The organism is Terracoccus luteus, assembly GCF_003635045.1.
Classification (GTDB): domain Bacteria; phylum Actinomycetota; class Actinomycetes; order Actinomycetales; family Dermatophilaceae; genus Terracoccus; species Terracoccus luteus.
The window spans coordinates 2,373,122-2,386,689 of sequence record NZ_RBXT01000001.1; the positions used below are offsets into that span (position 1 = coordinate 2,373,122).

Sequence of the window (13,568 nt, forward strand, 5' to 3'; positions counted from 1 at the left end):
CTTTCCGGTCAGCAGCGCGTCAGCCGGGGGGCTTACTGCGCGACCTGGGTGATCTCGAAGGGGACGGGCTGCTGGGCCCCGTGCGGGTGCGCGGCGCCGCGGTACACCTTGAGCTTCGAGAGCTGCTGGCGCGCCAGGGAGTTCTTGGGGAGCATGCCGCGGACGGCCTTCTCGATGGCCTTCTCGGGGTTCTTGGCGAGCAGCTCGGTGTACGAGGTCGCCTTGAGGCCGCCCGGGAAGCCGGAGTGGCTGTAGGCCATCTTCTTCTGCGCCTTGGAGCCGGTCAGCACGACCTTCTCGGCGTTGATGATGATGACGAAGTCGCCGGTGTCGACGTGCGGGGCGAACTGCGGCTTGTGCTTGCCGCGCAGCAGCACGGCCGTCTGGCTCGCGAGCCGGCCGAGCACGACGTCGTTCGCGTCGATGACGTGCCAGGTGCGAGTGACCTCGCCCGGCTTCGGGGTGTAGGTGCGCATGGGTCTGCCTTCTGTTCTTCGGTGGAGCGTCGGCCGACCGTCGAGGCCGGATGCCGGTGGGCCCGGTTCGCGGTCGCCACACCCTCTCGGGGGCAAGCACCACCGGCCGGACCAGCACAACAGTGCACAAGTCTACGGACGGGCCGACCGCGCAACAAATCACGCCGCGGGCGGCCGAAAAGGGGTGGTGACCTGCGGAGATACCGCATGCACCGCCGACTGGACCGCAGTGGTGCAGCCATAGTGTGCACAGGTATTCTGCACACTATGGCTGCGAGCGACCCCCGACACGACACCTCGAGGACCCGGGGGCCGGCGAGAACAGCAGCGTCCTCGGCGCCCTCGGCGTCCACGGCATCCGTCGACCCGACGCACGGTGCCGACACGGATGCCGCGCCGCTCACGCCCGACGCGCTGGCGGCCCTGGCCCACCCCGTGCGCTCGCGCCTCGTCGCCCACCTGCGCGAGTCCGGTCCGGCCACGGCCACCGAGCTGGCGGCGACGCTCGGCACGAACAGCGGCGCGACGAGCTACCACCTGCGTCGGCTGGAGTCGGTGGGCCTCGTGCGCGACACCGGCGAGGGCAAAGGGCGCCGACGGGTGTGGTCGGCCCCGGCCCGCTCGCTCTGGTGGCAGCAGGACGACCTCGACGACGACTCTGAGTCGGCCCTCGCCTGGCTCGGGCGCGACCTCGTGCGCCACTTCGCCGAGCAGTACGACCACTGGCTCGAGCAGTCGGGCGGCTGGCCCGAGACGTGGCAGGACGCCTGCGGCGTCGACGACGCGTCGGTGCTCGTCACGCCCGAGTCGCTGCAGCAGATGCGGTCCGAGCTGCGCGAGGTCGTGCAGCGCTACCGCCGCGTCGGCCAGGGCAACCCGCGGGCGCGACGGGTCGCGGTGTACGACTTCGCCTACCCGGTCGACCTCGACCGTCCCCCGGTGGACGCGACGACGTGAGGGGCGGCCGCCCGCTCAGTCGGGAGCGGTGATCTCGTCGAGCTCGGCGAGGTCGTCGGGGCTCGGGTGCCACGAGCCGGCCCGCACGTTGTCGGCCACCTGCTCGACCGACGTCGCCCCGGCGATGACCGACGCCACGGCCGGCTGCGCCGCGAGGCCGCCGATGGCGACGTCGACGAGGCGCAGGTCGCGGGCGTCCGCGTAGGCCTGCAGCGCCTCGACGGTGTCCCAGTCGGCGGCGGCCAGGCGGTCGTCCATCGACGCGAGCCGGGTCCCCTCGGGGGCCTTCTCGTCACGGCGGTACTTGCCGGTGAGCAGGCCGGACGCGAGCGGGAAGTAGGGCAGCAGGCCCACCCCGACGTGCTCGCACGCCGGCACGAGCTCGTCCTCGACGTCCCGCTCGAGCAGGGAGTACTCGTTCTGGGCCGAGACGAACCGCTCGCGTCCCTCGGAGCGGGCGACCCAGTCGGCATCGACGACCTGCCAGGCGGTGAAGTTGCTCGACCCGAGGTAGCGCACCTTGCCCTCGCGCACGAGCTCGTCGAGGGCGGCGAGGGTCTCCCCCACCGGGGTGTGCGGGTCGGGACGGTGCAGCTGGTAGAGGTCGATCCAGTCGGTGCCGAGACGTCGCAGACTCGCCTCGACCGCCTTGCGCACGTAGCGACGCGACCCGCGCGAGCCCCAGTCGGGGCCGTTCGCGCCCTGCATGTCCATGCCGAACTTCGTCGCCACGACGACGTTCTCGCGCTCGGCGCCCAGGGCGACCCCGAGCTGCTCCTCGCTCGCCCCCATGCCGTAGATGTCGGCCGTGTCGAAGAGGGTGATGCCGGCGTCGAGAGCGGCCCGCACGACGGCGGTCGTGGCGTCCTGGTCGAGGCGCCGACCGAAGTTGTTGCAGCCGAGCCCGACGGCCGAGACCGTGAGTCCGCTGTCGCCGAGCTGCCGATGGGTCATGTCTGCCGTGGTGGTCACGCCTCCAACGTAGCCACCACGGCATCCGTTCGCTCGCCCCCCGGGGGGCGCGACCTCAGCTCGGCTGCACGAAGACCGCGACGGTGCGCGCCGGGACCGTGACCGTCCCCGCCGACGCGTCGTGGGTCGCGGTCTTGACGACCGGGTCGGACCCGCCCGCCTGCACCGGGCTCAGCTGCAGCGCCCCGCCGACACCCGGCACCTTCTGGGTGACGGCATCGGGCGTGGCGTTGAAGACGACGACGAGGCCGTCGAGCCGCGGGTCGGCGTCGGCGCCCTTGGTGTCGTCGACGCGCATGACGACGACACCGGGGTGCGCGTCGGCCGTGCCCGACACCGGGAACGAGACCTTGTCGTCGATGGCGGCGGCCGAGCCGAGCCGGAACAGCGGGCTGCTGAAGCGCAGCCGCAGCAGGTCCTGAGCCGCGGCGGTCGCCGTGGCCACGTCGCCGGCCGCCGGCTCGAGGGCCGGGTTCGCGAGCAGCGGCTTCATGAACGGCCACTTGGCCTCGTTCGCGGCCTTGGGCGGCAGCCCGTGCCCGAAGCCGTTGTCGGTGCCGGTCCAGTCGAGCCGGTTGAACCAGTCGCCGCTGTCGTACGAGTCACGGTCGAGCGACTTGCTGCGCAGCAGGTCGGCGCCGGCGTGCCAGAACGAGGGCGTCTGCGACAGCGCCGTCGTCGCCAGCGAGAGCGTGTTCATGCGCACCCGGTCGGGCATCGTCGTCGCGACCGGCAGCTTGTACACCAGCGCGTCGAAGAGGGTCTCGTTGTCGTGCGCGTCGACGTAGCTGATGACCTCGTCCGGCTCGTCGGCGTAGCCCGCCGGCTGACCGTTGTAGTCGACGGTCGACCCGGTGACGGGCTCGCCGCTGGCCTGGCTGCGGAAGGCGAACGAGCGCAGGTTGCCCGCGAGCCCGAGCTGCACGAGGTCGGTGTCGTGGGCGAGGCGCGCGGCCGCGTCGACGTTGACCGGGAGGCCGTCGGGGGTGGTGGCCCCGTTGTCGTCGGTCGACTCGCCGCTGCCGAAGCCCTGGCGACGCGGGTCCTCGTCGAAGGGCCCACCCCCGCGGACCGCGTCGCGCAGCCGGTCGCTGAAGGTGCCGATGCCGGTGCCACCGAGCTGGCCCTGCGTGGCCTGCTGGAACAGGGCGTTGTCGGCGACCTCGCCGAAGTTCCAGCCCTCGCCGTAGAGGTAGACCTTCGACCCGTCGACGCCGTCCTTCGCAGGCGTCAGGGCGTCGAGCCCGGCCCGCACGGCGAGCATGTTGGCCTTGCTGTGGTGGCCCATGAGGTCGAAGCGGAAACCGTCGACCTTGTAGTCACGGGCCCACCGCACGACGGAGTCGACCATGAGCTTCTGCGCCATGGCGTGCTCGGTGGCGACGTTCTGGCAGCAGGTCGAGGTGTAGACCGCGCCGGTCGGGTCGAGCCGGTGGTAATAGCCGGGGACGATCTTGTCGAGCACGCTCTTGTCGTCCTGCCCCGAGGCCGCGGTGTGGTTGAAGACCTGGTCGAGCACGACGCGCAGGCCGTCCTCGTGCAGGGCGCCGACCATGGTGCGGAACTCGGCGACGCGGGCGCCACCGTGCGCGGCCTTGGCCGTCGAGGCGTACGAGCCGTCGGGCACGCCCCAGTGGTAGGGGTCGTAGCCCCAGTTGAAGGCGTCCTTGTCCGCCACGGCGGAGACGCAGGCCTGCTGCTGCTCGCTGTCGGGGGCGTAGGAGGCGAGGTCGCAGTCGGGGCTCTGCTGCTTCTTCGGGTTCTCCTCGATCGAGGCGATGTCGAAGGTGGGCAGCAGGTGGACGGTGTTGAGCCCGGCGGCGGCGAGCGCCTTGAGGTGGGCCCGGCCGGCACCGTTCGCGGCGAAGGCGAGGTAGCTGCCGCGCAGACCGGCCGGGACCGTGGCGTCGCTCATCGAGTAGTCGCGCACGTGCAGCTCGTAGATCGTCGAGTCGACGCTCTGGGCCAGGGCCGGTGAGGCCGCCTCGCGCCACGAGCGCGGCATGAAGGCGGGGTCGCGCAGGTCGACGGCGACCGACCGGGTCGAGTCGAGGGTCAGCGCGACCGAGGCCGGGTCGGTGACCCGGTTGGTCACGACCGTGCCGGTCGTCGGCGCGTAGACCCTCACCTCGTAGAGGTACTGGCCGTTGCGGTCCGAGCCCGGGCGCGTCACCGACCAGGAGCCGTCGCCGGCCCTGCTCATGGGCGTGCGCGTGGCGGCCGCCAGGAGGCCGTCGGCGGGCGCCGCCGTCGATGGCGCCGACGACGCGCTGCGCGCCGGCCACGTCAGCAGCGTCACCGACTGCGCGGTGGGCGCCCAGATGCGGTAGCCGACCCGGTCGCCCGTGAAGCTGACCCCGTAGCCGCGGCTCGCGGCGCCCGGGTAGAGGGCGTCGAGGGCGATGGCCGTCTGGGCCCCGCTCGCGTCGAGCAGCTGACCGGTGGAGGAGTACATCCCCACGGCCACCTGACCGGTGAGGATGCTCGGCATCTGCCGGGCGGTCCGGGCGTCGAGGCGTAGGGCGAGCGCCCCGGCCAGCTCGGGGTGCGCGGCGGCGAGCGACGCCGGCAGGCCGGCGGGGTCGCGGGTCAGCGTGGCGACCGAGCCGCCGGTGACGGCCTCGGCGTCGAGCCCGAGCCCGCCGCGGGCCGACCAGTGCAGGCGCCACGTCAGGGTGCGCGGGTCGGTACCGGCCGGCACGGCGGACGCCGGCCAGGCGACGAGGTCGCGTCCGGCGACGAAGGCCTTGGCCTTGCCGAGGTCGGGGGCGGCACCGGCGCGGGAGGTCTTCACGGTCACCTCGTGGCTCGACAGGACGTAGCTGATGGTGGTGACGACGCCGTCGGCGGGAACCGAGAAGGCGACGTTGTCAGCCGGGTACGCCTCGTCCCACGTCAGGCCGTGCGCGACCTTGAACTCGTAGCTGCCGGCCGGGATGCGGTCGCTGCTCCACGTGTAGGTGCCGTCGCCGTCGGGGTCCTGTAGCCACGAGCGCATGCAGTCGGGCTGCCAGTCACCGCTGCAGCCGAGCTCGCTCTGGAAGGAGCCGGGTGCGGTGAGGATCGGCCCCTGCGCGTCGCTCGTGGCCCAGTGCGTGGCGTGGTCGTAGTAGAAGGTGACCGGGCCGGCCGGGGCCCGCAGCGGGATGTTCGAGCCGCCGGGCGCCCCGCCCAGGCCGTAGTTCTCGTCCCACGAGCGGTCGACGGCGGCCTTGTACTCGTAGTCGCCGGCGGGCAGCGTCCACGTGCCCTTCCAGATGTCGTCGTCGGTGTCGCGCGTCAGCTGGGCCTGGTCGCAGTCGGGCGCCCAGTCGCCGGGGCAGCCCATCTCCGAGTTGAGCGACCCGGGCACCGAGACGGCGTCGGGCTGCACGACCGGACCGGTCGGGGTGCCCCCGCCGGTGTCGCCGCCGGTGCTCGCCTCACCGACGACGCCGTAGGTGGAGGTCGCCGACACGCGGCCGAAGGCGTCCTTGGCCACCATGCGGTACTCGACGATCGAGTCCTTGGGCAGGCCGGTGACGTCGTGGAAGACGCGGTAGGGGGCGTTGTCGTCGGTGCCGATCGGCTGCCACGCCGTGGTGCCGACGGGGCGGTAGAGGAAGCTCACCTCGGCGAAGGTGTTGGTGGGCACGGCGGCCGAGATCTCGGCCCGGCCACCGACGGTCGACCCCGCCGACGGCGAGGCCGCGTAGACCTCGGGGGTGCCGACGGCCGCGGCCATGGTCTGCTGGGCGCGGTAGACCCGCACGGACAGCGGCGGCACGGTGACGCTGACCCGGCCGGCGCGGTCGGAGGCCAGGGTCGGCCCCCCGCCGCTCACCGAGGTGAAGCGCCCGTCGCGGGAGTACGTCGAGAAGGTCGCCGACGCGGGCTTCGTGTCGTTGTTCGCGACGACGAGGTACTCGCGGCGGTCGCCCTTGTCGATGCGCGAGAAGGCGTAGACGCCGGCCCGGTCGCTGGCGTAGCGGTGCACCTGGGCGCCGTCGGTGAGGGCCGGGTAGGTCGCGCGCAGGGCCGACAGGGCCTTGATCTGGCGGTACAGCGGGGCCGTGCGGTCGAAGTGGTCGCCGGTACCGGCAGGCCCGTCGCTGCCGACGATCGTGTCGTCGGCGTACTCCGGCGTCTGCGTCGCGAACATGTCCTGACGCGACTCCTTGTCGCCGCCGGGGCCGGTGAAGCCCTGCTCGTCGCCGTAATAGACGACCGGCTGCCCGCGGGTGAGGAACATGAGCGAGTGTGCGAGGCGGTCGCGCTGCAGCAGCTCGTCACCGGAGTACCCGGCCTTCTGCAGCATCATCCCGACCCGGCCCATGTCGTGGTTGCCGAGGAACGTCGGCAGCTCGTAGGCGTTGCTGTCGAGGTCGGTGTAGTAGTCGTCGCCCGCGAAGAGGTCCCGGATGCCGGTCGTCGCCGTGCTCTGGGCGAAGCCGAGGGCCGCGCCCTGGAAGCCGAAGTCGAGCGTCGCCGGCAGCTTGCCGGCGGTGGTGAACTGGCTCGTGTAGGCCGGGTTGCCGTCGTACACCTCGCCGAACATGAAGAAGTCGGGCCGGCCGACCGCCTTGGCGTGGTCGAGCACGTCGGGCGCGAACTTCTGCCAGAACTCGAGGTTGACGTGCTTGACGGTGTCGATGCGGAACCCGTCGATGCCGAAGTCGACCCACGACTTGTAGATCTCGCCCATGCCCTCGACGACGTCGGGCTGCTCGGTGAAGAGGTCGTCGAGCCCGACGAAGTCGCCGTAGGTCGACGACTCGCCCGAGAAGGTCGAGTCACCTCGGTTGTGGTAGTTCGTGGGGTCGTTGAGCCAGGCCGGGACCTTGACGGTCTTGTCGGCCTCGCTGCGGAACACCGGCTGGTACGGGAACGAGGTGGCCGGGTCGAGCGCCGGGAAGGTGTCCGTCCCGGCGTAGGTCGTGTCGTCGAACACCTGGCCGGAGGCGTCCTTGTAGGGCGCGGTCTCCTTGCTCACGTAGGTGTGCTGACCGCCCGCGTAGTCGATGACGTCGGCGGTGTGGTTCGTGATGATGTCGAAGTAGACCTTCATGCCCTTCTTGTGGGCGGCGGCGATGAGGGCCTTCATCTCGGCGTTCGTGCCGAGGTGCGGGTCGATCTGCGTGAAGTCGGTGACCCAGTAGCCGTGGTAGCCGGCGCTGGCGTCGGAGCCGGTGCCCTGCACGGGGCGGTTCTTGAAGGAGGGCGTCAGCCAGATGGCGGTGCTGCCCAGGCCCTTGATGTAGTCGAGCCGGTTCGTCAGGCCCTTGAGGTCGCCGCCGTGGTAGAAACCGGGGCTCGTCGGGTCCAGCCCCGTCTCGAGGCGCCCGCCCGTGAGGCCGCCGGCGTCGTTGGCCCGGCTGCCGTTCGCGAAGCGGTCGGCCATGACGAAGTAGAAGCGCTCCTTCGTCGAGCCGGCGCGCAGCGAGGGGGTCGCGAGGCGACGGTCGTCGGCGTTCGCGCCGCCGGGCAGGTCGGTGGGGGTGACCGTGATGGCGTGGGTGCTGTCGTCGTAACCGAAGCGCAGCGTGGCCGGCGCGGTGAGCACGACGGGGTAGTTGCCGCCGCCCTTGCCGTAGCTCTCGTCCCACGCGTGGTCGATGGCCACCTTGAACTCGTACGACCCGGCGGGGACCGTGAAGGTGGCGGCGTAGGTCGACCCGCCCGCGGGGGCCAGGTCGGTGGCCGTGCAGGACGGGTCCCAGTCGCCGTCGCAGCCGAGCTCGCTCTGCAGCGACCCGGCGAGGGTGGCGGTACGGGGGGTCTCGGCCGCCGCCGCGGTGGCCGCACCGACGAGGGGGACGGTGGTCCCACTCAGCAGCAGCGCCCCCACGGTGACGGCGGACAGGACGGGGCGTCGGCGCATGCGCACTCCTTCGTGCTGGTGGCGAGAGGTCGACGGTGGCTCGGTCCGTTCGACCGACCGGTTCTCGCCGCCGGGAGCAACGTATACGTCGCCGCCGACACAGACCAGACCTGCGCTGCAAGAAATTGCGACTACTTGCAGCGCGCTCGGACGTGCGCGTCCGAGATGTCCGTGGTTGCCGGATCCGGCGCCCGTAACGACCGCGCAGCGCTCCTCAGCGGGTGCGGCCCGACGCCTCCAGCAGGGCGGCGACCGCCGCGTCGAAGTCGTCGACCTGACGCAGGACGATGTCGTCGTGGTCGAGGCGGACGTCGGTCGGCCAGCCCGGCCCGCCGACGATGACCGTCATGGGCCAGTCGACGGCGTCGAGCGCGGTCCAGAACGGCTCGTGCCGTCGGCGCGAGATCGAGGCCCAGAGGAAGACGGCGGGAGGCGTCGTGCGGCGCATCGCCTCGACGAGGGCGGGCGTCGGCATCCGGGGCCCGAAGAAGAGGCTCGCCACGGCGTGCCGGGCCAGCTCGGCCTCGAGGGCGACGAGGGGCAGGTGGTGGTGCTCCTCGTCGGCTCCGGCGAGCAGGACGGGCGGGCCGGCGAGCCGCAGGCGGTTGGCCCGGACCACGCTGCGCAGCTCGCTCTGGAGCAGCTCGCTGGCCAGGTGCTCGGACTCGACCCCGAAGCGGCCGCCCTCCCACAGGTCGCCGATGCGGCGCAGGGAGGGGGCGAAGACGTGCGTCCAGGCGTCGCCGACCTCGCGCTGGCGCAGGGTCTGGCGGTAGAGGTTGGCAAGGGTCGGACCGTCGAGCTGGTGGGCCGCCGACACGATGGACTCGACGATCGTGCTGGCCGCCACCCCGGGGCCGGTGCCGCGGCGCGCCTGTCGGCGCTCGGCCCGGGTGTCGTCGCGCTCGCCGTCCCCCGCAGAGCGACCCGCACCGTCGGAACCGGGGTCGGTACGGTCGGCTCCGGCCGTGACGTCGCCGGCCGGGTCGCCGTCGGAGGCGGTGAGCTGGCGCTCGACCGCCTCGTCGTCCATCGAGGCGATGACGTCGGCCGACGCCTGGGCCGGGACGCCTTGGGCGGTCAGGCGCGCCATGAGCGTGACCCGGTTGATGTCGGTCTCGCTGTAGCGCCGGTGGTTGCCGCCCGTGCGGTGCGTCGGCCCGACGCCGTGGCGCCGGTCCCACGACCGCAGCGTGGGGGCGGCGATGCCGAGCCGCTCGGACACGGCACCCACCGGCCAGCTCAGCTCGGGCATGGCTGCGGGCACGCCGTCGAAACCGGCGGCCCGGAGGCTGTCGGCTGACGGGCGGGGCTTCGCTCGGTTGTCACTCACTCGAATCACCACTCACGTTTGTACCCGGGCCACCTGCCACGACCCTCGAGAGGGCCGGAGCACCCGGCTTCCGGGCACCCTCAGCATAAACTGATGCAGCCATCTTGTGCAATGCATCGATCCTGCGTAAGTTCTGCATCACAGAAGCTTGCTTGAACGCACAGGCATCGCGGAAGCAGCACCATCGTCCTTTCCTGGAGCCATCATGAGCGGCATCACCCGACTCCCCCGCCCCATGCTCGAGAACTACGAGTGGCAGCAGCGCGGCCTGTGCCGTGGCAGCGACGTCGAGCAGTTCTTCACCGACGACCCCGACCAGAGCCGCAAGGCGCGCAACGACCGCACCGAGGCCGCCAAGGCCGTGTGCGCCGGCTGCCCCGTCGTGCAGCAGTGCCTCGACCACGCCCTGCGCGTGCCGGAGCCCTACGGCATCTGGGGCGGCTCGACCGCCAGCGAGCGCGCCCGCATGCTGTGGGACGTCGCCGGCTGACCGGTCGTCATCCGCACCGCCCGGTGCGGTCAGTGACGGTCGTCGCCGCCCTGCGCATCGCCGCGTGGGAGCGCAAGGTCGATGACGACCGCGCCGGGCAGGGCTGCGAGCTCGGCCCCGTCGAGCAGCAGCTTGGCCCCTCGGGTTCCGGCACCGACGACGACCGGCCCCGCTGAGGCCACGGCCCGGTCGACGAGCACCGGCCACCCCTCCGGCAGCCCGACCGGCGTGATGCCACCGCGCTGCATTCCCGTCAGCGACTCCACCGTGCCCTGGTCGGCGAACGAGATCTTGCGGACGCCGAGGTGGCGACGCACCGCCTTGTTGACGTCGGCCCGGTCCGTGGCGAGCACCATGACCGCCGCCCGGGTGACCTCCTCGCCGCGGCGCCCCTCCACGACGACGCAGTTCGCGGACGCCTCGGGCGCCACCGCGTAGGCCTCGCAGAACGCGGCGGTGTCGGCGAGCGTCGCGTCGATCTGCGCCGCCCGCGCCCCCGGCACGAGCGACAGGGCCGCAGCCACGGGCGGGGCCAGCCACGCCGTGCGCTCCCCCGCCGGCTGCCAGTCGAGTGTCCCCTCCGCGCTCGGCACGGTGCCACCGCCCCCGGATGCCGGTCGGCCTGCCGCCGTGCGGGCGTCACGGGCGGCGACCAGCTCGTCGCGCCACGCCGCCACCACGGCGGCCGCCGGAACTTCACGGGCACCCGCCAGACCCGTCCCGGCCCAGGGGGCCACCCCGTCGGGGTCGTCGACCGCGGCCGCGGCGCGCCGCAGCGGGACCGTGAGGTGGTGCACCTCCGGGTAGGCGGTCGGGGCCCCGTCGTCGTACCGACGGACGAACTCGTTCTCGACCGAGCGGGCGGGCCGGCCCGAGAACGCCCGCGTCACCCTCGTCACGCCGCCTGCGCGCACGGCGCGGCGGTGGGCCAGCGACGTGCCCGCCTCGGGGGTGAGCAGCAGTGCGGTGCCGACCCCGACGGCATCCGCCCCGGCCGTGATGGCCCGGGCCGCCGTCGCGGCGTCACCGAGACCGCCCGCGGCGACGATCGGGACGTCGGTCAGGGCCCGCACCCGGGCCACGAGCTCGTCCAGCGGCAGGTCACCGGGGACGGCGTCCTCGTGCAGCGTCCCGCGATGGCCGCCCGCACCCGGCCCCTGCACCCACAACGTGTCGGCGCCGGCCTCGAGCGCCGCCCGGGCCTCGTCGGGGTCGGTCACCGTCACCATCGTCACCGCGCCCGCCCGACGCAGCTCGCCGAGCACCGCAGCGCCGGGCAGCCCGAAGGTGAACGACACGAGCGGGACCCGCTCGCGCACGACGAGGTCGAGCTTGCGCTCCCAGTCATCGTCGCCGGCGACCGGGCGCTCGGGCAGCTCGACCCCGCGACGTCCGGCCTCCGGCAGCAGCCGCTCCCGGTAGGCCCGCACGGCCTCGACGCGGGCGCGCACGTGCTCGGGCGTCGCCGGGGGCCGGGCGGTGTTCGCCCCGGCCGGCACGAAGAGGTTGACGCCGAATCGGGTCGTGCCGTCGTCCCACACGCCGGCGATGTCCCGGGCCAGCCCCTCGCACGAGAGGTAGCCGCCCGCGAGCAGGCCCAGCCCGCCGGCGGCGGCGACCGCCGTGACGAGGTCGGGGGTGGACGGCCCCCCGGCCATGGGGGCGGCGACGAACGGCACCTCGAGCTCGGCGATGACCATGATCGACCGTATCGCGCGCCGCGCCCGCCCCGGCAGGTCAACGGGTGAGTGCCCTCCGGGTCAGCGGCGGCGCACCACCCGGGACTCGTCCCACACCGGCTCGTCGCTCTCGTACACCCGGCCGTCGCTGCCGAAGACGAGGAAGCGGTCGAAGCCGCGCGCGAACCAGCGGTCGTGGGTGACGGCGACGACGGTGCCGTCGAAGCGCTCGAGCCCCTCCTCGAGCGCCTCGGCCGACTGCAGGTCGAGGTTGTCGGTGGGCTCGTCGAGCAGCAGCATCGTCGCCCCGGACAGCTCGAGCAGCAGGATCTGGAAGCGCGCCTGCTGCCCGCCCGACAGCGACTCGAAGCGCTGCTCCCCCGACCGGGCCAGCTCGTAGCGGTCGAGCGCCCGGGCCGCCTCCTCGCGGGGCTTGCCGGCCCGGTGCTCGTCGCCCCGGTGCAGGACCTCGAGCAGCGTGCGCCCGAGCAGCGTCGGGTGCTCGTGCGTCTGGGCGAACCAGCCGGGGCGCACGCGCGAGCCGAGGCGCACGACCCCGGTGTGCTCGACCGGCGTCGGCGCGACGTCGCCCACCGGCCGGTGCTCCGGCTCGGGGTCGCTGCCCCCGGCGGCGAGCAGCCGCAGGAAGTGCGACTTGCCCGAGCCGTTGCTGCCGAGCACCGCGACGCGCTCGCCGTACCAGACCTCGAGGTCGAACGGCTTCATCAGCCCGGTCAGCTCGAGACCGGTGGCGACGACGGCGCGCTTGGCCGTGCGGCCGCCGGCGAGGCGCATCCGCACCTTCTGGGTCTGCGGCGTCTCCTCCGGCGGCCCGGCCTGCTCGAACTTGGCCAGCCGCGTCTGCGCCGCTTGGTAGCGCGAGGCGAGGCCGTCGTTGTAGGCCGCCTTGGTCTTGTACATGAGCACGAGGGCCTTGAGCTTGGCGTGCTCCTCGTCCCAGCGGCGACGCAGCTCCTCGAGCCGGCTCATCCGGTCCTCGCGGGCCTGCGCGTACGTCGCGAACCGCCCCGGGTGAACCCAGAGACCGGCGCCCGCGGCACCCGGCTCGAGCGTCGCCACGCGGGTCGCGACGCGGTCGAGCAGCTCGCGGTCGTGGCTGATGAACAGCACGGTCTTGGGGCTCGCGACGAGCGCCTCCTCGAGCCAGCGCTTGGCGGGCACGTCGAGGTAGTTGTCGGGCTCGTCGAGCAGCAGCACCTCCTCGGGCCCGCGCAGCAGCGCCTCGAGCACGAGCCGCTTCTGCTCGCCGCCCGAGAGCATCGTCACCTTGCGCCACTGCGCCCGCTCGTACGGCACGCCGAGCGCCGCCGTCGTCACCTTGTCCCAGAGGGTCTCCTGCTCGTAGCCGCCGGCCTCGCCCCACTCGACGAGCGCGGTGGCGTACGCCATCTGGTCGGCCTCGCTGTCGCGCTCCATCATGAGCAGCTCGGTCCGGTCGACCTCGGTCGCCGCCCGGCGCAGCCGCTCGGGCGCCACCGACACGAGCAGGTCGCGCACCGTCGACTCGTCGCGCACCTGCCCGACGAACTGGCGCATGACGCCAAGGCCCCCCGACCGGGTGACAGCGCCCTCGTGCGCGGCGAGATCACCCGAGACGATGCGGGTCAGCGTCGTCTTGCCCGCCCCGTTGGGGCCGACGAGGGCGACCTTCGCGCCCTCGCCCACCCGCAGCGAGACGCCGCCCAGCAGCGGCCTGCCGTCGGGCAGGGTGAAGGAGACGGAGTTGACGTCGACGTGGCCCACGGGGTCAAGCCTGTCGGATGCCGGTCGGCGGCGTCAC

The 13,568-nt window shown here is 73.1% G+C and carries 8 protein-coding genes; 2 read left to right on the forward strand and 6 right to left on the reverse strand.

Translation table 11 applies throughout. The annotated features are described in order from the left end of the window. Positions 1-32 precede the first annotated feature (32 nt). A complete protein-coding gene (gene rplM / locus DFJ68_RS10720) occupies positions 33-476 on the reverse strand; it encodes a 50S ribosomal protein L13 (protein ID WP_121033085.1) in 444 nt (147 codons plus the stop codon). 267 nt (positions 477-743) lie between these two features. Between rplM and DFJ68_RS10725 the strand changes: the two genes are divergently transcribed. Further along, on the forward strand, positions 744-1,433 hold the full coding sequence (locus tag DFJ68_RS10725) for an ArsR/SmtB family transcription factor (protein ID WP_121033087.1): 690 nt from the start codon (positions 744-746) through the stop codon (positions 1,431-1,433). A 15-nt stretch (positions 1,434-1,448) separates the two neighbouring features. Here the strand turns inward: DFJ68_RS10725 and DFJ68_RS10730 are convergent, their stop codons facing one another. From DFJ68_RS10730 to DFJ68_RS10740, 3 genes are all read right to left on the reverse strand, one after another. Then, on the reverse strand, positions 1,449-2,387 hold the full coding sequence (locus DFJ68_RS10730) for an aldo/keto reductase (protein WP_121033089.1): 939 nt from the start codon (positions 2,385-2,387) through the stop codon (positions 1,449-1,451). A gap of 73 nt (positions 2,388-2,460) precedes the next feature. After that, positions 2,461-8,265: a pullulanase-type alpha-1,6-glucosidase gene (gene pulA, locus DFJ68_RS10735; protein ID WP_121035292.1), complete on the reverse strand. Its 5,805-nt coding sequence runs from the start codon at positions 8,263-8,265 to the stop codon at positions 2,461-2,463. A 214-nt stretch (positions 8,266-8,479) separates the two neighbouring features. Further along, positions 8,480-9,598: a MerR family transcriptional regulator gene (locus DFJ68_RS10740; RefSeq protein WP_147431563.1), complete on the reverse strand. Its 1,119-nt coding sequence runs from the start codon at positions 9,596-9,598 to the stop codon at positions 8,480-8,482. Between the two features lie 205 nt (positions 9,599-9,803). On the opposite strand from DFJ68_RS10740, the gene DFJ68_RS10745 reads away from it, so the two are divergent. Next, positions 9,804-10,088 (forward strand): WhiB family transcriptional regulator, encoded by a 285-nt coding sequence (locus DFJ68_RS10745; RefSeq protein ID WP_121033093.1) that lies wholly within the window; start codon positions 9,804-9,806, stop codon positions 10,086-10,088. Between the two features lie 29 nt (positions 10,089-10,117). Here DFJ68_RS10745 and DFJ68_RS19090 read toward each other — a convergent pair whose 3' ends face one another. Both DFJ68_RS19090 and DFJ68_RS10755 read right to left on the reverse strand, forming a co-directional pair. Continuing rightward, a complete protein-coding gene (locus DFJ68_RS19090; RefSeq protein WP_121033095.1) occupies positions 10,118-11,788 on the reverse strand; it encodes a nitronate monooxygenase in 1,671 nt (556 codons plus the stop codon). 60 nt (positions 11,789-11,848) lie between these two features. Continuing rightward, entirely contained in the window at positions 11,849-13,531 is a 1,683-nt protein-coding gene (locus DFJ68_RS10755) for an ABC-F family ATP-binding cassette domain-containing protein (RefSeq protein ID WP_121033097.1), read from the reverse strand. Positions 13,532-13,568: the final 37 nt, after the last annotated feature.

Coding starts and splice junctions, on each gene's coding strand:
- DFJ68_RS19090 (WP_121033095.1), bottom strand. CDS start 11,788: ATGGTCATCGCCGAGCTCGAGGTGCCGTTCGTCGCCGCCCCCATGGCC.
- DFJ68_RS10745 (WP_121033093.1), top strand. CDS start 9,804: ATGAGCGGCATCACCCGACTCCCCCGCCCCATGCTCGAGAACTACGAG.
- DFJ68_RS10730 (WP_121033089.1), bottom strand. CDS start 2,387: ATGACCCATCGGCAGCTCGGCGACAGCGGACTCACGGTCTCGGCCGTC.
- pulA (WP_121035292.1), bottom strand. CDS start 8,265: ATGCGCCGACGCCCCGTCCTGTCCGCCGTCACCGTGGGGGCGCTGCTG.
- DFJ68_RS10725 (WP_121033087.1), top strand. CDS start 744: ATGGCTGCGAGCGACCCCCGACACGACACCTCGAGGACCCGGGGGCCG.
- rplM (WP_121033085.1), bottom strand. CDS start 476: ATGCGCACCTACACCCCGAAGCCGGGCGAGGTCACTCGCACCTGGCAC.